This is a genomic window from Halpernia sp., from assembly GCF_048269545.1.
GTDB lineage: Bacteria > Bacteroidota > Bacteroidia > Flavobacteriales > Weeksellaceae > Halpernia.
Genome location: NZ_JBLXIJ010000002.1, coordinates 255,071 through 275,380 on the forward strand (window position 1 = coordinate 255,071; position 20,310 = coordinate 275,380).

Genomic DNA, 20,310 nt, shown 5'->3' on the forward strand with positions numbered 1-20,310 from the left:
ATAAATTTTATAAATATATAAATGAAAAAAATATTAATATTAGAAACTGGAGAAATTTTTAAAGGAGAAAGTTTTGGAAATTCTGAAAATGTCTCTGGTGAAGTAGTTTTTAATACAGCAATGACTGGTTATCAGGAATTAATTTCTGATCCCTCCTATTGCGATCAATTGGTTTGTATGACTTATCCGTTGATTGGAAATTACGGAATCAATCGTGATGATTTTGAAAGTATTGAACCCTCAATTAAAGGCTTAATTGTAAAAGAAGTTTGTGATTTTCCGTCAAATTTTCGCTCACAAATGACATTAAAAGAATTGTTTGAGATAAAAAATATTTCAGGAATTTCAGGAATTGATACTAGAAGATTGACCAGAACCTTAAGAAATCACGGCGTTGTAAAAGGTAGAATTGTAGAAGAAAATGCAAAAATTGAAACTGTTATTCAAGAATTAAAAAAAGAAAAATTCTCTACCAATGAAGTAAAAAAAGTTTCCACGAAAACCGCTTATGCAAATCCTGGTCGTGGATTGAAAGTTGTTCTTGTTGATTTTGGTTCTAAATTAGGAATTTTAAGAGAATTAGGACAAAGAGATTGTGACGTTACAGTTGTTTCTTACAATACAATTGCTGAAGATATTTTACTCTTAAATCCAGACGGAATAATGCTTTCCAACGGACCGGGAAATCCAGAAGATAATCCAATTGCTATAAAAATGATTCAAGATTTATTGGGAAAAATTCCCATTTTCGGGATTTGTTTGGGTCATCAATTAATTGGTTTGGCTTGTGGCGCAAAAACTTTTAAATTAAAATTCGGACATCGTGGTGGAAATCATCCAGTTTTAGATTTAAAGAAAAATAAAGTGGCGATAACTTCTCAAAATCATGGTTATGCAGTCAATCAAGAATCATTAAAAAACACCGAATTAGAAGAAACACATATTGCTTTAAATGATAAAACCAATGAAGGTTTAAAACATAAAATTCATCCGTGTTTTTCTGTACAATATCATCCCGAATCCAGTCCAGGACCAGAAGATGCAAATTATTTGTTTGATGAGTTTATCATACTCATGGAGAAATTCAAAACTAAAAAATTATTAAAATAAATATGGCTAAAAGAACAGATATAAAAACAATTTTAGTAATAGGAAGTGGTCCAATCATTATCGGTCAAGCTGCAGAATTTGATTACGCGGGAACGCAAGCTTGCCTTTCTCTAAGAGAAGAAGGTTATAAAGTAATTTTAGTCAATTCCAATCCAGCTACTATTATGACCGATGTAGAAATTGCAGATAAAGTTTACATCGAACCAATTTCCTTGGAATTCGTGAGTAGAATTATTCGAAAAGAACGTCCAGATGCACTTTTGCCAACTTTAGGCGGACAAACTGGATTGAATATGGCAGTAGAATTACAAAATTCAGGAATTTTAGAAGAATGCAAAGTAGAAGTTTTAGGAACTAAACTTTCGGCAATCAATCAAGCCGAAGACCGGGATTTATTTCGAAATTTAATGAAAGAATTAAATGAACCCGTTCCAGATTCTGAAATTGTTCACAACGTTGAAGAAGCTTTGGAATTTGCTCAAAAAATTGGTTTTCCATTGATCGTTCGTCCAGCTTTCACAATGGGTGGAACTGGAGGTGGAATTGCAAATAATGAAAAAGAACTGAAAGAAATTACAGAATTTGGTCTAAAATATTCTCCGGTTCGACAATGTTTAGTTGAAAGATCTATTGCAGGTTACAAAGAAATAGAATACGAAGTAATGCGAGACAAAAATGACAATGCAATTGTGGTTTGTAATATGGAAAACATCGATGCAGTAGGAGTTCACACCGGAGATTCTATTGTTGTTGCACCTTCGCAAACACTTTCGGACAGAGAATATCAAATGTTGCGTAATTCTTCTTTAAAAATAATTCGTGCTTTAGGAATTGAAGGTGGTTGTAATGTTCAACTCGCTTTGGATCCGCATTCTTTTAATTATTTCATCATCGAAGTAAATCCCAGAGTTTCACGGTCATCAGCTTTAGCGAGTAAAGCAACTGGATATCCAATTGCTAAAATTGCTGCAAAAATTGCAGTCGGTTTAACATTAGATGAAATCATGAATCCCGTAACAGGAACTTCTTACGCTTGTTTTGAACCTGCATTAGATTATGTTGTAACCAAATTTCCGCGTTTTCCTTTTGATAAATTTGAAACTGCAGACAGAAGACTTTCTACCCAAATGAAAGCAACGGGAGAAGTAATGGCAATCGGTAGAAATTTCGAGGAATCTTTGCAAAAAGCCATTCGTTCTTTGGAAACTGGTTTAAGACATATTGGTTTAAAATCAAAAGATGCAGCAGCATTAACCGATGAAGAAATTGAAAGAAGGATAAAAGTTTGTGATGATGAAAGATTATTCATTATTGGTGATGCTTTGCGAAGAGGTTATGATTGGGAAAAAATTGTAGAATGGAGCAAAATTGATAAATTTTTCATCTGGAAAATCAAGAAATTAATTGATTTTGAAAAAACGATTTCCGAAAATAAATTCGACAAAGAAATTTTACTGGAAGCCAAAAGACTCGGTTTTTCAGATATGAGTATTGGATATCTTTGGGAAATTTCCCAACACGAAGTTTTCAATTTCAGAAAAGAAAACGATTTGATGCCAGTTTACAAAATGGTCGATACTTGCGCCGCCGAATTTGAAAGTGAAACACCTTATTTCTACGGAACCTATGAAGAAGAAAACGAAAGTATTCCATCCGAAAAAGAAAAAATCATCGTTCTCGGTTCTGGACCAATTCGGATCGGACAAGGTGTAGAATTCGATTATGCCACAGTTCATTCGGTTTGGGCAATCAAAGAATTAGGTTATGAAGCAATTATCATTAACAATAATCCTGAAACTGTTTCCACGGATTTTTCTATTTCTGATAAATTGTATTTTGAACCTTTAACGGAAGAAGATGTGATGAACATCATCGAATTGGAACGACCAAAAGGTGTTGTAGTGCAATTTGGTGGACAAACCGCAATTAACTTAGCCGACAAATTAGAAGCGCATGGAGTGAAAATTTTGGGAACTACGTTGGAAGATTTGGATAGAGCCGAAAATCGAAATAAATTTGAAGCAGCTTTGCAGGAAATGGGAATTCCGCAACCTTTGGGAAAAACGTGTTTTACGAAAGAGGAAGCATTGGTTATCGCGAATGAAATCGGTTTCCCAGTTTTGGTTCGTCCGAGTTATGTTTTAGGCGGAAGAGCGATGGAAATTGTGTATGACGATGCGGAACTTGCTCATTATATGACGAATGCGGTGAAAGAAAATTCTGAACATCCGATTTTGATTGACAGATATTTAACCGGAAAAGAGGTAGAAGTTGATGCCATTTCTGATGGTGAAACCGTTGTAATTCCCGGAATTATGGAGCATATCGAAAGAGCCGGAGTTCATTCTGGAGATTCTATTGCGGTTTATCCGCCGCAAAATATTACCGAAAAACAAATCGCAACTTTGGTAGATTATACCGAAAGATTGGCGAAAGGATTGAATATTATTGGTTTAATGAATATTCAATACGTTTTATTTGAAGGTGAAGTTTATGTGATTGAAGTGAATCCGAGATCAAGCAGAACCGTTCCTTTTTTATCTAAAATTACCGAAATTCCGATGGCGAAATTGGCAACTAAAGCCATTCTCGGTAAAAAATTAAAAGATTTAGGATATAAAAATGGTTTGGCTCCCGTGAAAGAAGGCGTTTTCGTGAAAGTTCCTGTTTTCTCTTTTTCAAAATTAACTAGAGTTGATATTTCTCTCGGACCAGAAATGAAATCCACCGGCGAAGTGATGGGAAAAGATTCTACACTGGAAAAAGCGTTGTACAAAGGTTTAATCGGTTCTGGTAGAAAAGTTCCGCTTCATGGTTCCATTCTTTTCACCGTCGCAGATAAACATAAATCTGAAGCGTGCGAATTAGCAAGAAGATTTCAAGAAATTGGTTTTCAAATTTGGGCAACTGAAGGAACTTCAAAATATTTTGAAGAAAATGGTGTTCGCACCAAAATCGGTTACAAAATTGAAGAAAATCCAGAAATTAATTTGATAGATTTAATCCAGAACGGAAAAGTTCAATACATTGTAAACACAATGACCAAAGGAAAACAATCCGAAAGAGACGGTTTTCAAATCCGCCGAACTTCAGTAGAAAATGGCGTTCCGTGTTTAACTTCAATGGATACGGTGGAAGCGATTTTGAAAGTAATTGAAAGTATGAGTTTTAAGATGGAAATGATGTAAAACAAATTTTTTTTTAAAAAAGGTAAACTTTTATAATTGAAAACGAGGGAAAAAATTCTCTCGTTTTTTTGTGGAATTGTATTGTTTTCATTTAAATTTGAAATTTTGTTTTACCTTGTATCAAATTATTTTTGATGAATATTTTGGACCGCCGAATTTATTATCTCCATCTTCTCGCAGAACATTTATTGCTTTCTTTGGGTTCACTTTTGGCGGTGACTTTTTTCGGAATTCTGATTGGTATTTTTGTTTTTTATTCTGCGAAGAGCAGGAAAGTCATTTTACCTTTGATCAATTTTTTATACACCATTCCGTCGATTGCAATGTTTGGTTTGCTCATTCCGATTGTCGGAATTGGTTTAAATAATGCGTTGATCGTTTTAATTTTATATGGTTTACTTCCCATTGTTAGAAGTACTTACAGCGGTTTGAAAGAAGTTCCCGCTCAATTAGTGGAAGCTGCTCAAGGTTTAGGTTCCAATCGTTTTCAGGTTTTTAGAAATATTTATTTTCCGCTCGCTTTACCTTCCATTTTATCGGGGTTAAGAATTACAGTTGTGATGATTGTTGCATTGGCTGGTTTGGCGGCATTGATCGGAGCTGGTGGACTTGGACAAGCCATTTTTCGTGGTTTAAATACGATGAATACTGGATTAATCGTTGCGGGTTCTTTGGGAATTTCGGTTTTTGCAATTTTAGGCGATCAATGGATTGGTCAGTTTGAAAAAGAAGAAAGTTTATTACGGGTGATCTCTAACAACGCCACTAAAAAACAGAAAAACAGGATTATTTTCCCCTCCGTTTTCGTTTTCATTTGCACGATTGCTGCTTTAATTTATCTCAATCCTTTCAATTCAAATAGTTCCGAAACCATTATTGTTGCTTCAAAACCTACGAGCGAACAATTTATTTTAGGAGAAATAATTTCACAACAAATTGAAAATAATACCGATATCAAAGTCATCAGAAAATTTGGAATCGGCGGCGGAACAACCAATATTCAACCTGCAATGATTTCCGGCGATTTGGATGTTTATGTAGAATATACTGGAACAGCGTGGTTGAATGTTTTACAAGAAAATTTGCCAGAAAATCATTTGATTAATTTTAATGAATTAGAAAAAAATTATCAAGAAAAATATAAATTAAAATGGCTCGGTTTATTGGGTTTTAATAATACTTACGGTTTAGCAATCGGAAAAAAGTATTCTCAAAATCAAAATATTTCTACTTATTCTGATCTTGCTATAAAAAGTCAGAACTTCACTTTCGGAGCAGAATTTGATTTTTTTGAAAGAAGCGATGCTTTTCCAGGCTTGAAAAAAATCTATCCTTTTCAATTTAAAAAATTAGAGGAAATGGATATTAATTTGCGTTACAAAGCATTTGAAGAAGGCAAAATAAATGCGGTAGATGTTTTCACGACCGATGCTCAAATTAAAAATTTAAATTTAAAAGTTTTAAAAGACGACAAAAATTACTTCCCAAATTATGAAGCAGGAATTGTGATTCGCCAGGAAATTGTTGAAAAATATCCAGAAATCGGCAAATTATTATTAAAGTTAAATGGCAAAATATCAACTGAAAAAATGCAGGAACTCAATTATCAAGTTGAAATTAAACAGAAAAGTCCGGCAGAAGTTGCTGCAAATTTCCTTAAAAGTTTAAAGAATTAAAATGGAAAACAATATGATCATTTCCGTTCAAAATATTGATTTCTCTTACGGCACTCAAAAGATTTTAGAGAACTATTCTGCTGATTTTGAGAAAGGAAGTTTCACCTGTATTTTGGGCGAAAGTGGCAGCGGAAAATCCACTTTATTGCGATTAATAAACGGTTTGTTGATTCCAGAAAAAGGCTTGGTGAAAATTGAAGATGAGGTTTTAACAACAGAAAATTTAATTCAAAAAAGATTAAAAATGGGTTACGTTTTGCAAGGAAATTCCTTATTTCCGCATCTTACCGTTTTTCAAAATATGGCGTATTGTTTAAAATTATTAAAAAAATCTGATACGTTTTGCAAAGAAAAAATCAGAGAATTGCTTCCTTTGGTTGGCTTAAAAGAAGATTTATTAAACAAATTCCCTGACGAAATTAGTGGTGGACAAAAACAAAGAGTCGGTATAATTCGCGCCATCGCACATAATCCAAAAATCGTTTTAATGGATGAACCATTTTCTGCTCTTGACAGTGAAACTCGTAATAAACTCCAGATTTTAGTTAAAGATATTCACCAAAAATTAAAGACCACATTTGTAATGGTCACACATTCCAAGCAAGAAGCAGAAATTTTAGGAACGAAGATTTTGCAAATGTAAATTCACAAAAAAAATACTTGTCCATTTTTCGGTTGCTAAATAATTTCCATTAAAATAAATTTGTTTTAAATTTAAATAATCAAATCCATAGATATATACAGATGAAATTGACCAATGAAATTATGTACCAAGCGTCATTAGAGAAAAACCCTGATTTTGAAGGTGTTTATTGGATGGCGGTGAAAACTACAGGTATTTTTTGTCGACCAATCTGCCGCGCTAGAAAACCAAAAAGAGAAAATGTAGAATTTTTTCTAAATACAAATGATGCATTAGAAAAAGGTTACAGACCGTGCAAAGTTTGCAAACCTTTAGAAAATTTAGATGCAACGCCGCCAGAAATTGAACAATTATTAAAAGAATTTTCCGAAAATTCTGATGTTAAAATTAAAGATTCAGATTTGGTGGAAAAAGGTTTAAATCCAACAAAAATTAGACGCTGGTTTATTAAAAACCATGGGATGAGTTTTCAGGAATTTCAAAGGAAATTAAATTTGAATGAAGCCTTTAAAAAAATTCAAGCAGGAGAAAATATTATAGAAACGGCATACAACGCAGGTTTTGAAAGTTTAAGCGGTTTTAATGAAAGTTTTAAAAACGTTTTCGGAGTTTCCCCAAAAAATTCTAAAACACAGAATATTATTGATTTAAAAAGAATTGAAACGCCAATCGGAACAATGTACGCCGCAGCGACAGGAAATGGTATTTGTATGCTTGAATTTACCGACAGAAAAAGTTTGGAAAAAGAATTTTTAGAATTATCAAAATCACTAAATGCAAAAATTATTATTGGAGAAAACGCTCATTTAAAATTATTAGAAAAGGAACTTTCCGATTATTTTGAAGGAAAATTAAAAAAATTCTCTGTACCACTTTCGCCTGTAGGAACGGAATTTCAAAAATCGGTTTGGAAAGTTTTAGAAAAAATTCCTTATGGAGAAATTTGGAGTTACAAAAAACAAGCACAGATTTTAGGCGATGTAAAAAAAGTTCGTGCAGTTGCAAATGCAAATGGTTTAAACAAAATTTCTATTGTAATTCCATGTCATCGCGTTATTGGAAGCAATGGAAAATTAACAGGTTATGGCGGTGGAATTTGGCGAAAACAGAAATTATTAGAACTCGAAAAAGCCATTTTATTTTGATTAATAAAAATTACTACATAACAAAAATTAAAGAAGTATACTTTTAATCACAAATGAGACAAAAGCGCAACTCAGAGAAATTAGAAAATGAAAAAATTGCAAAACACAATTCTATCACTTTTTGCAACCTTTTGAATTACTTAAAAATATCATTTTCTCTTTTGCCTCTTTTGCGGTGGAAATTTTTTGTAATTTACTAAGATAAAACAATGAATCCAGGAGAATTAAAAAACATTGCAAAACTTTGGTTTAAAGCATTTAACGAACATCATTTAGAAAATTTACTTTTTTTATATGATGAAAATGCGGAACATTTTAGTCCAAAACTAAAAATTCATGAACCAAAAACTAAAGGTTTGATTAAAGGAAAAGAGGCGCTGCGACAATGGTGGAAAATTTGTTTTGAAAGATTGCCGAGTTTGCAATACCATGTGAAAAAATTAACAGCAGATTCCGACCAAGTTTTTATGGAATATACTCGAAAAGTTGCGGATGAAGAAGATATGGAAATTGGTGAAGTTTTAGAAATTAAAAATGGGAAAATCATTTTTTCGAGAGTTTATCACGGATAATTTTAAAATTAAAAATTAGTTTTTTACTTTCTAAAAATTCTTATCTTTAACCAAATTAAAAAAATGAAAAAATTAATATTTTCCTTGTTATTTGCAGGGAGTTTATCTTTAACTGCGCAGAATTATTCGCTTCCGGCACTTAGTCCGAGACAAACTGTGGATCAACAATTATCCATTTCAAACATCAAAATAGATTATGGAAGACCGGCTGTGAAAGGCAGAGAAATTTTTGGAAAATTAGTTCCATATAATGAAGTTTGGCGTACAGGTGCAAATTCTTGTACAAAAATTACGTTCGGACAAGATTTCATGTTTGGTGGAAAACTAGTGAAAGCTGGAACTTATGGACTTTTTGTAATTCCAACTCCTACAGAATGGACCGTAATTTTAAATTCAGATTCTACACAATGGGGTGCTTTTTCTTTTGATGCTAAAAAAAATATTTTAGAAGTAAAAGCGCCAGTTCAAAAAATGGAAACAAAACAAGAATGGTTTAAAATAGATTTGAAAAATTTAAAAGCTAATTCTGTAGATCTAACTTTTATGTGGGATATGACGAAAGTGAGCGTTCCTATTATGGTTGCTCATCCAGAGGAAATTACCAAAATAATTAATCAATTAAAAGCGATTAATAAAGTAAAAGCAGATATTGGAAAAATGAAATAAAATTTTTAAAGCCGTTTTTTAAGCGGCATTTTTTTATTTTTGTTTTATGAAAATTGCTTATCTCGGTCCAGAAGCGAGTTTTACACAACTTGCAACTTCACAAATCTTTGATGATGAAACTTTAATTCCACACTCTAATATTTTAGATTGTTTTAATGCGGTGAAAAATGGCGACGTGGAAAAAGCAGTTGTACCCCTGGAAAATTCTATAGAAGGAACCGTTTCTATGACTTTGGATTATCTTTATGATTTTAAGAAAATATTTATAGAATCAGAAGTGGTAATGCCGATTGCGCATCATCTTTTAGTAAATAAAAATAATCCAGATTTTGATAAAATTATTTCTCATCCGCAAGCTTTGGCGCAATGTTATCATTTTTTAGATAAAAATTTTAAAAATTGTACGCGTAAAGATTTTTCTTCCACTGCAGCTGCTGCAAAATATGTTTCAGAAAATCCAGATAAAAAAATTGCGGCAATTGCAAATTCTTACGCCGCAAAATTGTATGATTTAAAAATATTGAAGAAAAATATTCACGATTTTGAACAAAATCATACAAGATTTATTGTTATTTCATTAGAAAAAAATCAATTAAAACTAAAGCAAAATTCTTTAGGTGAAAAATCTTCTTTGATGATAACTTTACCAGAAGATCATGCAGGAGGATTGCATCAAGTTTTGTCTGTTTTTGCCTGGCGAAAAATGAACTTATCAAAAATTGAAAGCCGAACATTAAAGACAGGTTTGGGAAATTATTTTTTCTATATCAATGTCGCAAGTGAATGGAATTCCGTTTTATCTGAAAATGCTCTAGAAGAATTAAAATCAATTGGCGCAAAAGTGCGATTTTTAGGACATTATGAGGAATATTTATTGAAAGATTAAATTTTTACTTTAGGCTTTAGGCTTTATACTTTTAACTAATACTTCCCTTTCCACTTCTTCTCCAAATCATCTTTTATTTTTTTTTCGGTAGAATTATTTCCAGGATTATAAAACTTAGTTCCCGAAATTTCTTCCGGTAAGAATTCGGCTTGCACAAAATTTCCCTCATAAGAATGAGCGTATTGATAATCTTTTCCATAATCTAAATTCTTCATTAATTTTGTCGGCGCATTTCTTAAATGAAGTGGAACAGGTAAATTCCCTGATTTTTTAACCAATGAAATGGCTTCATCAATCGCTTTATAAGTTGAATTACTTTTCGGCGAAACTGCGAGATAAACTGCACATTCACTTAAAATAATTCTGGATTCTGGATTTCCGATCACATTTACCGCTTGAAAACAATTATTTGCAATTTGTAACGCATTTGGATTCGCTAAACCAATATCTTCTGCAGCCAAAATCAACAATCTTCGCGCAATAAATTTCACATCTTCCCCACCAACTAACATTCTTGCAAGCCAATAAACCGCGGCATTTGGATCTGAACCGCGAATTGATTTTATAAAAGCCGAAATAATATCATAATGTTGTTCACCATTTTTATCATAAATCGCCATTGTTTCTTGCAAAACTGAAAGCACATCTTCATTATTAATTTCAATTTTTTTTGACTTTAAAAATTGATTTAAAACCAATTCTACAGAATTTATTAGTTTCCTTGCATCGCCTCCAGAATATTGTATAAAGGCTTCTTTTTCTTTTAAAATAAATTTCTTCTGATGCATTTCATTAAATTTATTTAAAGTAATTTCCGCCAATTCTTCTAATTTCTCATAAGTCAAAGATTTTAAAACATAAACCTGACTTCTTGAAAGTAAAGCAGAAACAACTTCAAAACTTGGATTTTCTGTAGTAGCACCAATTAAAACAATCCAACCTTTTTCTACCGCGTGAAGCAAAGAATCTTGTTGTGATTTATTAAACCTATGGATTTCATCAATAAATAAAATGGGTGATTTTCCTGAAAAAAGATTTTGCTTTTTTGCATCTTCAATCACTTCTCGCACATCTTTTACGCCGGAAGAAACGGCAGAAAGTTTATAAAATTTTCTTCCCGATTGCTCAGAAATGATTTCTGCTAAAGTTGTTTTTCCTGTTCCAGGAGGACCCCAAAAAATTAAAGAATTTAAAGAATCATTTTCCAACATTTTCCTAATCGTTCCAGATTTTCCGGTAAGATGTTCTTGCCCTAAAACTTCGTCTAAAGTTTTTGGGCGTAATTGTTCCGCAAGTGGTGTGTTGGAGTTCATTTTATAGAAATCTTGATCGATTATAAATTTAAGTTAAATGTAATTGTAAAAAATCAAATTTAATATAATTTAAACTATTTTTGCATTGTTTTGAAACCGACAATCAATAAAATTTTGACATTTCCTTTGGTAGTTTTAATAAAATTCTACCAATATGCAATTTCTCCATGGTTGCCAAAAAATTGTCGTTATGAACCAACTTGTAGTCATTATATGGTAGAATCGCTTCGAATTCATGGGCTTTTCTATGGATTTTATTTGGGAGTGAAAAGAATTTTAAAATGTCATCCGTGGGGAGGAAATGGTTATGATCCTGTTCCACCAAAAAATAATTAAAAAAATAAATCTAATATGTTCAATTTTTTAGTAACAACTTGGAATCCTTCTACGGGATTACATCTCGGTCCAATTACACTTCATTATTATAGTTTAATGTTCATTTTAGCTTTTGGTTTAGGATATTTTATTATGACCAAAATTTATAAAATTGATCATGTAAATGAAAAATATGTAGAACCACTTTTTACTTGGACGTTAATTGGGACAATTTTAGGTGCTAGATTAGGTCATGTTATTTTTTATCAACCGGAATTATTTAGACAAGATTTTTGGTCTGTATTTTTACCAATTCGTACAAAACCAGATTTTGCTTTTACAGGATTTTCTGGTTTAGCAAGTCACGGAGCAACTATTGCATTAATTTTTACCACACTTTGGTATTCATTTAAAATAATTAAAAAAAATCCGTTCTGGGTTTATGATAGAATTGGAATTGTAGTTGCACTTGGAGGTGCTTTTGTAAGAATCGGAAATTTTATTAATTCAGAAATTATAGGAAAACCTACGCCGCCAAATTCCCCTTTTGCAGTTCTATTTCCACAACAAAGTTCAGAATATGGAGCAATTGTTCCGCGTTACCCGACGCAATTATTTGAAGCTACAGGTTATTTTTTACTATTTGTTTTACTTTGGATTTTGTACCGATATACCAATAAAAAATATCAACAAGGTTGGTTGTTTGGATTATTCTTTATTTTACTTTGGGCGATAAGATTTTTCGTAGAATTTTTAAAAGAACCACAAGGTGATGAGTTTATTCATTTTGATGGATTAAATACAGGACAAGTTCTTTCTATTCCGTTTATGATTGCGGGAATTGTGATAATGTTCTATTCAAAATTTAATAAAATTACACCCGAAGAATCAGCAAAACCAGAATAATTTTATTACAATTTATTTATAATTGCCATTTTGGAATAATTTTTAGTACAATTATTTTTAAAATACTTAAAAAATGTATATTAGAAAAGGATGCGGAAGAGGATTTACATATAAAGACTTATTTGGCAAGACATTAAATAAAGAAACAAGAAAATGGATAGAATCTTTAGTAATTCCACCTGCTTGGAAAGATGTTGAGATTTCGGAAAATCCTGAAGATAAGATTTTAGTTACTGGTAGAGATGAAAAAAATCGAAAACAATACATTTATAATCCTAAATTTAGCAAGGAACAGAGTTTAAAAAAATTTGATAGAATTGTCGATTTTGCTGAAAATTTAGAACACATGCGCCGAGTTACCGGTCAACATTTACGCCAACGAAAATTGTCTCGGGAAAAAGTTTTAGCAACCATGCTTCGTTTAATGGATAGTGCCTATTTCCGACCTGGAAGTTCTAAATACACCAAAGAGAATAAAACTTACGGACTTACAACCATCCGAAGCAAGCATCTAATTGTAGAGAATGATGAACTTATATTTTCTTATACTGGTAAATCTCACAAAGATCAAGAACGTCACATTGTAGATGCGAAAATTGCAAAAATTGTAAAAGAACTCGATGAAATGCCTGGTTATGAAGTCTTCAAATATTTAGATGAAAATGATAAAATTGTTGATGTAAATAGCCAAGATTTGAATGATTATATTCATGAAGTAATGGGCGAAGATTTTTCAGCTAAAGATTTTAGAACTTGGGGCGGAACTATGATGGCTGCAATTGCATTAGATGAATTGGGCGCGTGTGAAGAAAAAGATCAAAAAGAACTTGATAAAAGAATAAAAGATGCAGTTGTAAAAGTTTCCGAAAAATTAGGAAACACGCCTGCTGTTGCGAAAAGTTCCTACATTGATCCACGAATAATAGAAGCTTACATTGATGGTAAAACAATGAGTTATTTCAAAAAAGAAATCGACAAAATGTTACAAAATTCTAACAATTTATCTGTGGAAGAATTAGGCGTTTTATGTCTTTTGAGAGGAAGGCTTAAAAAATCTTAAACTTGTAAATATTTAAAAACTTTCCCGATACTATTTATTAAATCTGAAGGCAACATTGCATTTTTAGAAAATTCTTCTGCAGCAAAATCTCCTGCTTTTCCGTGTAGCCAAACTCCAAAAATTGCTGCATTTTGCGATAAATAATTTTGACTTAAAAGCGAAGTGATAATTCCTGTTAAAACATCTCCACTTCCCCCTTTTGCCATTCCACTATTTCCGGTAATGTTGTAGAAAATTTTTTGTTTTGGAGTAATAATTTGAGTGTGATGGTCTTTTAAAACAATTATTATTTTAAATTTTTTTGCCATTTTCAAAGCTAAATTTGTAAGTTCAAAAGAATTTTCTGTGCTACCAAAAAGTCTCTCAAATTCTTTCGGATGAGGTGTAATAACGGAATTTTCTGGAATTATATTAAGAAAGTTTTTATTTTTAGAAATAATATTTAATGCATCTGCATCAATTACCAAAGCTTTTTTATAAGTTTTTAAAAATTCTAAAACCGCTTTCTCTGTTTCTACTTCTGTTCCTAAACCTGGACCAATTCCGCAAACCACATTTTTTGGCAGATTTATCTCACTTATTAAATTTTTTCCACCTTGAATAAACATTGCTTCTGGAGCGCTTGATTGCAAAATTTCGTAACCACATTTTGGTGCAATTGTAAAAGTAAGTCCATTTCCACTTCTCAGCGCAGCTTTTATTGCTAAAACTGCAGCGCCCATTTTGCCATAACTTCCTGCAATAATTACCGAGTTTCCAAAATTACCTTTGTTAGAAAAATCGTCACGTTTTTTGTTAATCGATTTTATCAAATTATCATCTATTATAAAACAATTTGTGGTTTCTCTTTCAATTAAATCAGTAGAAATCCCAATCTTTAAAATTTCAATTTTTCCACAATATTTTCCAGTTTCAGGATAAAGAAATGCTTTTTTCCAGAATTGAAAACTCAATGTTTTATTCGCTTTAAACACAGTAAAATTTTCGGGTGTTATTTTATCTGCAAACAACCCAGATGGAATATCTATAGCTATTTTAAAATTTTTTAAACTATTTAATTTTAAAATTAATTCAGAAGATTTTCCTTTAATTTCTCGGTTTAAACCAATTCCAAAAAGAGCATCAATTATTACAAAATCACTTTGAAAATTAAATTGCTCCAGATTGCTAAAATCATGAATACCAATTCCAGAAATCTGTTCTATTTTATCTAAATTAATTTGCGCATTTTCCGAATATTTGTCACATTCTTTATCTACAAAAACTTCAACATTAAAATTCTTTTCATATAACATTCTCGCCAGAGCAAAACCATCGCCACCATTATTACCATTTCCACAAAATATACAATAAGTTTTACCAGGTTTGCTGTTCTTTAAAAGTTGAAACATAACTTCTTCTGCAGCACGTTCCATCAATTGGATGGAAGAAATATTTTGTAAGAATATAGTTTCAGTTTCCAATTTTTTAATTTGAATACTATCAAAAATTTTCATAATAATTTTTTAGATGAAGGAAATTATCTAAGTGTAAAGTTAGGTTTAGTTTTATTAATTTAAAAGAAACCTTATAAACTACAAAAATCTATGCATAATAGAAATTTGTAAGTTTCTTTCAGAAGAATTTTTAAAACTTAAAAAGACAAATAAAAAATAATATTCTAACATTAAAATTTAAATGAATTTATTACTTTTACTAAAAAAACTTATAAAAATGGGAATAGTAAAAGAATTTAAAGAATTTGCGTTTAAAGGAAACGTAGTAGATTTGGCAGTTGCGGTAATAATTGGTGCAGCTTTTGGTAAAATTGTCAGTTCTTTAGTTACGGATGTCATTACACCATTATTACTAAATCCTGCATTAAAAGCAGCAGGCGCAGAAAACATTGCAAAATTATCTTGGAATGGTGTTACTTATGGAAATTTTCTTTCTGCTGTAATTAGTTTTCTATGTGTCGCGATTGTATTATTTATAATTATAAAAGCAGTAAATAAAACCAAAGCACCAGTGAAAGAAGCGGCTCCTGCGGGTCCGACTAAAGAAGAAGAATTATTGACAGAAATTAGAGATTTATTAAAAAATAAATAAAAATTAATCTTTTAATAAACAAAAATTCGGAATTTTTTTCCCGAGTTTTTTGTTTAAAATTTTAATTTTATTAGTGATTTTGCAAAATACTTGCAATTTGTTCGGCTAAAGAAATACCAATTCTATCTTGCGCTTCACTTGTAGAAGCTCCTGTATGTGGTGTGAGAGAAATTTTTGGATGTTTCAAAATAGCTTCGGAAGGAGTTGGTTCATTTATAAAAACATCTAAACCAGCGAATGAAATTTTTCCAGAATTTAATGCATCTAAAAGTGCATTTTCATCAATGACGCCACCTCTGGAACAGTTTACAATTGCAGCGCCATTTTTCATTAAAGCAAATTCTGCAGCACCAATCATGTGACCATTTTTTTGTGCAGGTACATGCAAAGTAATAAAATCTGCATGTTTAAAAATTCCTGATAAAGGTTCAGTTTCTATATCTACATTAATGAATTGATTGTTATAAAATTTTACTTTTATACTTGCTCTTCCAACTTGGTTGTCTGCTGCAATCACTTTCATACCAAGACCTAAAGCAATTTTCGCAACTTCTTGCCCAATTCTTCCCATTCCAATAATTCCAATGGTTTTCCCACGAAGTTCAGTTCCTGCTTCAAAAGATTTTTTAAGTTTTGCAAACTCTGTATTTCCTTTTATAGGCATTTCTCTGTTGGATTGCTCTAAAAATCTTGCCCCAGAAAATAAATGGGCAAAAACTAATTCTGCTACAGATTCAGAAGATGATGAAGGTGTATTTATAACGTGAATTCCTTTTGAACGGGCGTAATCTACATCAATATTATCCATTCCTACTCCACCGCGACCAATAATTTCTAAACTTGGACAAGCGTCAATTAATTCTTTTCGCACTTTTGTAGCACTTCTTACAAGTAAGGTTTTTATATTTTCTCTATTGATATATTCTGCTAAATTTTCTTGAGCCACTTTTTCTGTAATCACTTCAAAACCTTTTTCTTCTAAAGCCTCGATTCCAGAAGGATTGATTCCGTCATTTGCTAATATTTTCATGCGTGTTTTTTAATTAAATTTTAGTCTTTAAAAACTTGAATATTTACATTTTTTTCTACCATATCTGTGAATTTTCCTTTGTAGCGAGTTGCTTTTACTAAATGATTATCAATCCAATGGTAATTTCCTCCACGTGGTTTGCCACATAAAACACTGTGGTATTTAAAACCATTTTTATCTAACCAATCAATAGTTATTTGTTTTAAATCTTCCGTGCGCGAAGTAAAAAAGCAGATTTGATGGCCTTCATCATACCATTTATTTATGGTGTGAAGCGCGTCTTGATAAGGCTCACAATTTACCATTCTTTCGGGTTCTTCATTAGGTATATCATCTGTAATAGTTCCGTCAATATCAATTAAATAATTTTTTACACCGTCTTTTAAAGAAGGACTTACATGGTCTAAATAGTTTAACTCCATAATGTTATTTCAATTTGCAAAATTAGTTATTTTTTTGCAAATCATTTTCTCAATATTTATGCACAATCTTTAAAAAGGTTTTATCCGAATTGTTGAAATATTTTTAAATATTTAGTTTTAAATTAAAATATTATTACAATTATAATTATTAAATTTGGTGTCTTATAAATTATGGAAGAATTAGTAGTTTTAGTATCACCTGAAGACCAAGTTTTAGGACAAATGGAGAAAATGAAAGCGCACGAAACAGGTTTATTACACCGTGCATTTTCAGTTTTTTTGTTTAATGACAAAGGTGAAATGCTCTTACAAAAAAGAGCCTCTGAAAAATACCATTCACCGGAACAATGGACGAACGCCGTTTGCTCTCATCCAAAATTAAATGAATCTTATTTAGATGCGGCAAACAGAAGACTTTCCGAAGAATTAGGAATTAATACGGATTTGAAGGAAAAATTTAATTTTATTTACAAAGCAGAAGTTGGCAAGAATCTTTGGGAACACGAATTAGATCACGTTTTCGTTGGAAATTTTGAAGGTGATTTTAAATTAAATAAAAATGAAGTTTCTGAAATTCGTTATATTTCGTTGAAAGATTTGGAAAATGAAATGCAAGAAAAACCGGAAAATTTCACTGAATGGTTTAAAATTATTTTAAAAGAATACAAACAACATTTATAAAATACAAACATGAGTAAGACCGCTTTATACCATAAACATTTAGAATTAGGAGCAAAAATGGTAGATTTTGCTGGATTCGAAATGCCCGTTCAATATTCTGGTATTAATGAAGAACATTTTGCCGTTCGCGAAAAAGTAGGAATTTTTGATGTTTCGCACATGGGACAATTTTATATTGAAGGAGAAAATGCAAAAGATTTATTGCAATTTACTTGTACTAATAATGTTGAAAACTTAGAAAACGGAAAAGCACAATACACTTGTTTGCCAAACGGAAATGGCGGAATTGTGGATGATTTAATCGTTTACAAAATTGCTGACGAAAAATATTTTGTGGTTGTAAATGCTTCAAATATTGACAAAGATTTTTCTCATTTCACGAAATACAACGAGAAATTTGGTGCAGATTTAAAAAACGTTTCTGATGAAATGTCTCTGATCGCGATTCAAGGACCAAAAGCAACGGAAACTTTACAAAAATTAACCGAAACAAATTTATCCGAAATTCCTTATTATCATTTTGCAATTGGTGATGTTTTTGGCATTCAGGATGTTATTATTTCTAATACTGGTTACACAGGAAGTGGCGGTTTTGAAATTTATTTTAAAAACGAAAATGCCGTTGAAATTTGGGAAGCACTCACAAGAGCTGGCGAAGAATTTGGAATTTTACCTTGTGGTTTGGCGGCGCGTGATACATTGCGTTTAGAAAAAGGTTTTTGTCTTTATGGAAATGACATCGATGATTCTACTTCACCTTTAGAAGCAGGTTTGGGCTGGATTACAAAATTTGATAAAGATTTTGTGGACAAAGAATTTTTGGCAAAACAAAAAGAAGAAGGTGTTTCTAAAAAGTTAGTCGCTTTTGAAATGCAAGAAAAAGCAATCCCGCGACACGATTATGAAGTGGCAGATTCTGAAGGAAATATTATTGGAAAAGTCACTTCTGGAACAATGAGTCCAATGAAAAAAATTGGTATTGGTTTGGCTTATGTTACAAAAGATTTTTCAAAAGTTGGAAGTGAGATTTTTATTAAAATTAGAAATAAAGATATTCCTGCGAAAGTTGTAAAATTACCTTTTGTGTAAAATATATATATATATATTCAGTAAAATATAAAAGTCAAGTAATTCGCTTGACTTTTTTTATTTTTATTTATTAAAAAATTCATTTAGATTTTCAAGATTTTTCTTTTCATTTCCTACAAAAATTTCCTTATCAGTCACAAAAACCGGGCGTTTTAAAAAACTATAATGTTTTAAAATCAATTTTTTAAAATCATTTTCTTTTAAAGATTTTACGTCAATTTCTCTTGCTTTAATTTGAGTTGATTTTTTACTGAAAAGTGCTTCGTAAGAATTGGTGTGTTTATATAAATCTTCTAATTCTGCTTCTGTAATATTTTCAGATTTCAGTTCACGAAGTTCCCAATCTGATAAATCAAACTGAGTCATGATTTTCTTGCAAGTTCCGCAAGTTTTAAGATAAAATACTTTTTGCATAATTAATTTTAAAACAATTCATTTGGTCTTTTTGGTAAAGCAATATTCAAGTGTTTATAAGCTTTTTCCGTCACTTCTCTTCCGCGCGGCGTTCTAATAATAAAACCTTCCTGAATTAAAAACGGCTCATAAACTTCTTCCAAAGTTTCCGGATTTTCACCAATTGAAGTCGCCAAAGCAGAAATTCCCACTGGTTTTCCGCGAAAATTTTCTATCATGACGCGCATAATTTTATTGTCCATATCATCTAAACCAAATTCATCGACATTTAAAGAATCCAGCGCAAATTTTGTAATTTTTATTTCGATTTCGCCGTTTCCTTTTATTTCAGCAAAATCGCGAACTCTTCTCAAAAGTGCATTTGCAATTCTCGGCGTTCCTCTGCTTCTTCTGGCAATTTCTAACGCGGCATCTTCATAAATTTTCACGCCCAAAACTCGCGCACTTCGCTCGATAATTATACTCAACAATTCAATCGTATAATATTCTAAACGAGATTGAATTCCAAATCTTGCGAGCATTGGTTTTGTAAGCATTCCACTTCTTGTTGTCGCACCAATCAAAGTAAAAGGATTTAAACCAATTTGCACACTTCGTGCGTTTGGTCCACTTTCGAGCATAATATCGATTTTATAATCTTCCATCGCAGAATACAAATATTCTTCTACAATCGGCGAAAGACGGTGAATTTCATCAATAAAAAGCACATCGTTTTCTTCTAAATTCGTGAGCAAACCTGCCAAACTTCCAGGTTTATCCAAAATAGGACCCGAAGTAATTTTGCAACCAACGCCTAATTCATTAGAAATTATATGCGCTAAAGTTGTTTTTCCTAAACCCGGCGGACCGTGCAATAAAACGTGATCCAAAGCGCCGCCACGATTTTTCGCGGCAGCCACAAAAACTTCAATATTATCAAGAGTTTTTCTTTGTCCGACAAAATCTTGAAAACTCTGCGGACGGATTTTTTCTTCCTGAAATAATTCCTCGTCACTCAAGTTCTCTTTGTCTGGATGCAAAAAATCGGGCATTTAAAATTGTTTATTATCAAAGGTAATATTTTTAAAGAAATTCTTCTTATTTAAATATCTTAAAATTACTTAAAT

Annotated in this window: 20 protein-coding genes; 14 read left to right on the plus strand and 6 right to left on the minus strand. The window is 31.6% G+C overall.

The window, feature by feature from the left end; genetic code table 11:
• The first annotated feature begins 21 nt into the window (after nucleotides 1–21).
• From ACN0WB_RS04380 to pheA, 8 genes are all read left to right on the plus strand, one after another.
• Entirely contained in the window at nucleotides 22–1,110 is a 1,089-nt protein-coding gene (locus tag ACN0WB_RS04380) for a carbamoyl phosphate synthase small subunit (RefSeq protein ID WP_417429224.1), read from the plus strand.
• Nucleotides 1,111–1,112: 2 nt separating this feature from the next.
• A complete protein-coding gene (gene carB, locus ACN0WB_RS04385) occupies nucleotides 1,113–4,298 on the plus strand; it encodes a carbamoyl-phosphate synthase large subunit (protein ID WP_417429225.1) in 3,186 nt (1,061 codons plus the stop codon).
• A gap of 134 nt (nucleotides 4,299–4,432) precedes the next feature.
• Nucleotides 4,433–5,974, plus strand: a complete 1,542-nt coding sequence (locus ACN0WB_RS04390) for an ABC transporter permease/substrate-binding protein (RefSeq protein ID WP_417429227.1) — start codon at nucleotides 4,433–4,435, stop codon at nucleotides 5,972–5,974.
• A gap of 1 nt (nucleotide 5,975) precedes the next feature.
• Nucleotides 5,976–6,617 carry an ABC transporter ATP-binding protein gene (locus ACN0WB_RS04395; protein ID WP_417429229.1) on the plus strand — a complete coding sequence of 214 codons (642 nt, stop codon included), beginning with the start codon at nucleotides 5,976–5,978 and terminating at the stop codon, nucleotides 6,615–6,617.
• 101 nt (nucleotides 6,618–6,718) lie between these two features.
• The gene (locus tag ACN0WB_RS04400) at nucleotides 6,719–7,762 is read left to right on the plus strand and encodes a bifunctional transcriptional activator/DNA repair enzyme AdaA (RefSeq protein ID WP_417429231.1); all 1,044 of its coding nucleotides are present in this window, start codon (nucleotides 6,719–6,721) and stop codon (nucleotides 7,760–7,762) included.
• Between the two features lie 209 nt (nucleotides 7,763–7,971).
• The gene (locus ACN0WB_RS04405; protein ID WP_417429233.1) at nucleotides 7,972–8,334 is read left to right on the plus strand and encodes a nuclear transport factor 2 family protein; all 363 of its coding nucleotides are present in this window, start codon (nucleotides 7,972–7,974) and stop codon (nucleotides 8,332–8,334) included.
• 63 nt (nucleotides 8,335–8,397) lie between these two features.
• Nucleotides 8,398–9,000: a DUF2911 domain-containing protein gene (locus ACN0WB_RS04410; protein WP_417429235.1), complete on the plus strand. Its 603-nt coding sequence runs from the start codon at nucleotides 8,398–8,400 to the stop codon at nucleotides 8,998–9,000.
• A 46-nt stretch (nucleotides 9,001–9,046) separates the two neighbouring features.
• Nucleotides 9,047–9,886: a prephenate dehydratase gene (gene pheA / locus ACN0WB_RS04415; protein WP_417429237.1), complete on the plus strand. Its 840-nt coding sequence runs from the start codon at nucleotides 9,047–9,049 to the stop codon at nucleotides 9,884–9,886.
• Between the two features lie 35 nt (nucleotides 9,887–9,921).
• Here the strand turns inward: pheA and ACN0WB_RS04420 are convergent, their stop codons facing one another.
• Nucleotides 9,922–11,199 carry a replication-associated recombination protein A gene (locus ACN0WB_RS04420; protein ID WP_417429239.1) on the minus strand — a complete coding sequence of 426 codons (1,278 nt, stop codon included), beginning with the start codon at nucleotides 11,197–11,199 and terminating at the stop codon, nucleotides 9,922–9,924.
• A 114-nt stretch (nucleotides 11,200–11,313) separates the two neighbouring features.
• Between ACN0WB_RS04420 and yidD the strand changes: the two genes are divergently transcribed.
• The 3 genes from yidD (at nucleotide 11,314) to ACN0WB_RS04435 (ending at nucleotide 13,480) form a co-directional block, all read left to right on the plus strand.
• Nucleotides 11,314–11,535 (plus strand): membrane protein insertion efficiency factor YidD, encoded by a 222-nt coding sequence (gene yidD / locus ACN0WB_RS04425; protein WP_417429241.1) that lies wholly within the window; start codon nucleotides 11,314–11,316, stop codon nucleotides 11,533–11,535.
• Nucleotides 11,536–11,550: 15 nt separating this feature from the next.
• Entirely contained in the window at nucleotides 11,551–12,420 is an 870-nt protein-coding gene (gene lgt / locus ACN0WB_RS04430; RefSeq protein WP_417429243.1) for a prolipoprotein diacylglyceryl transferase, read from the plus strand.
• Between the two features lie 73 nt (nucleotides 12,421–12,493).
• Nucleotides 12,494–13,480: a DNA topoisomerase IB gene (locus tag ACN0WB_RS04435; RefSeq protein WP_417429245.1), complete on the plus strand. Its 987-nt coding sequence runs from the start codon at nucleotides 12,494–12,496 to the stop codon at nucleotides 13,478–13,480.
• On the opposite strand, the gene ACN0WB_RS04440 is transcribed toward ACN0WB_RS04435, so the two are convergent.
• Entirely contained in the window at nucleotides 13,477–14,976 is a 1,500-nt protein-coding gene (locus ACN0WB_RS04440; protein WP_417429247.1) for an NAD(P)H-hydrate dehydratase, read from the minus strand. The two genes, ACN0WB_RS04435 and ACN0WB_RS04440, sit on opposite strands and share 4 nt — an antisense overlap.
• 217 nt (nucleotides 14,977–15,193) lie before the next feature.
• On the opposite strand from ACN0WB_RS04440, the gene mscL reads away from it, so the two are divergent.
• A complete protein-coding gene (gene mscL / locus ACN0WB_RS04445; protein WP_417429249.1) occupies nucleotides 15,194–15,568 on the plus strand; it encodes a large conductance mechanosensitive channel protein MscL in 375 nt (124 codons plus the stop codon).
• Between the two features lie 70 nt (nucleotides 15,569–15,638).
• Here mscL and ACN0WB_RS04450 read toward each other — a convergent pair whose 3' ends face one another.
• Nucleotides 15,639–16,598, minus strand: a complete 960-nt coding sequence (locus tag ACN0WB_RS04450; protein WP_417429251.1) for a D-2-hydroxyacid dehydrogenase — start codon at nucleotides 16,596–16,598, stop codon at nucleotides 15,639–15,641.
• A 20-nt stretch (nucleotides 16,599–16,618) separates the two neighbouring features.
• Complete coding sequence (locus ACN0WB_RS04455; RefSeq protein ID WP_417429253.1) at nucleotides 16,619–17,020, minus strand: phosphoheptose isomerase; 402 nt, start codon at nucleotides 17,018–17,020, stop codon at nucleotides 16,619–16,621.
• A gap of 171 nt (nucleotides 17,021–17,191) precedes the next feature.
• Here ACN0WB_RS04455 and idi point away from each other — a divergent pair, with 171 nt between their 5' ends.
• Both idi and gcvT read left to right on the plus strand, forming a co-directional pair.
• On the plus strand, nucleotides 17,192–17,701 hold the full coding sequence (gene idi / locus ACN0WB_RS04460) for an isopentenyl-diphosphate Delta-isomerase (protein WP_417429255.1): 510 nt from the start codon (nucleotides 17,192–17,194) through the stop codon (nucleotides 17,699–17,701).
• A 9-nt stretch (nucleotides 17,702–17,710) separates the two neighbouring features.
• Nucleotides 17,711–18,790, plus strand: coding sequence for a glycine cleavage system aminomethyltransferase GcvT (gene gcvT, locus ACN0WB_RS04465; protein ID WP_417429257.1), 1,080 nt, complete (start codon nucleotides 17,711–17,713; stop codon nucleotides 18,788–18,790).
• A 63-nt stretch (nucleotides 18,791–18,853) separates the two neighbouring features.
• Here the strand turns inward: gcvT and ACN0WB_RS04470 are convergent, their stop codons facing one another.
• The gene (locus ACN0WB_RS04470) at nucleotides 18,854–19,204 is read right to left on the minus strand and encodes an arsenate reductase family protein (protein WP_417429259.1); all 351 of its coding nucleotides are present in this window, start codon (nucleotides 19,202–19,204) and stop codon (nucleotides 18,854–18,856) included.
• Nucleotides 19,205–19,212: 8 nt separating this feature from the next.
• Nucleotides 19,213–20,235: a Holliday junction branch migration DNA helicase RuvB gene (ruvB, locus tag ACN0WB_RS04475; RefSeq protein WP_417429261.1), complete on the minus strand. Its 1,023-nt coding sequence runs from the start codon at nucleotides 20,233–20,235 to the stop codon at nucleotides 19,213–19,215.
• Between the last annotated feature and the right edge of the window lie 75 nt (nucleotides 20,236–20,310).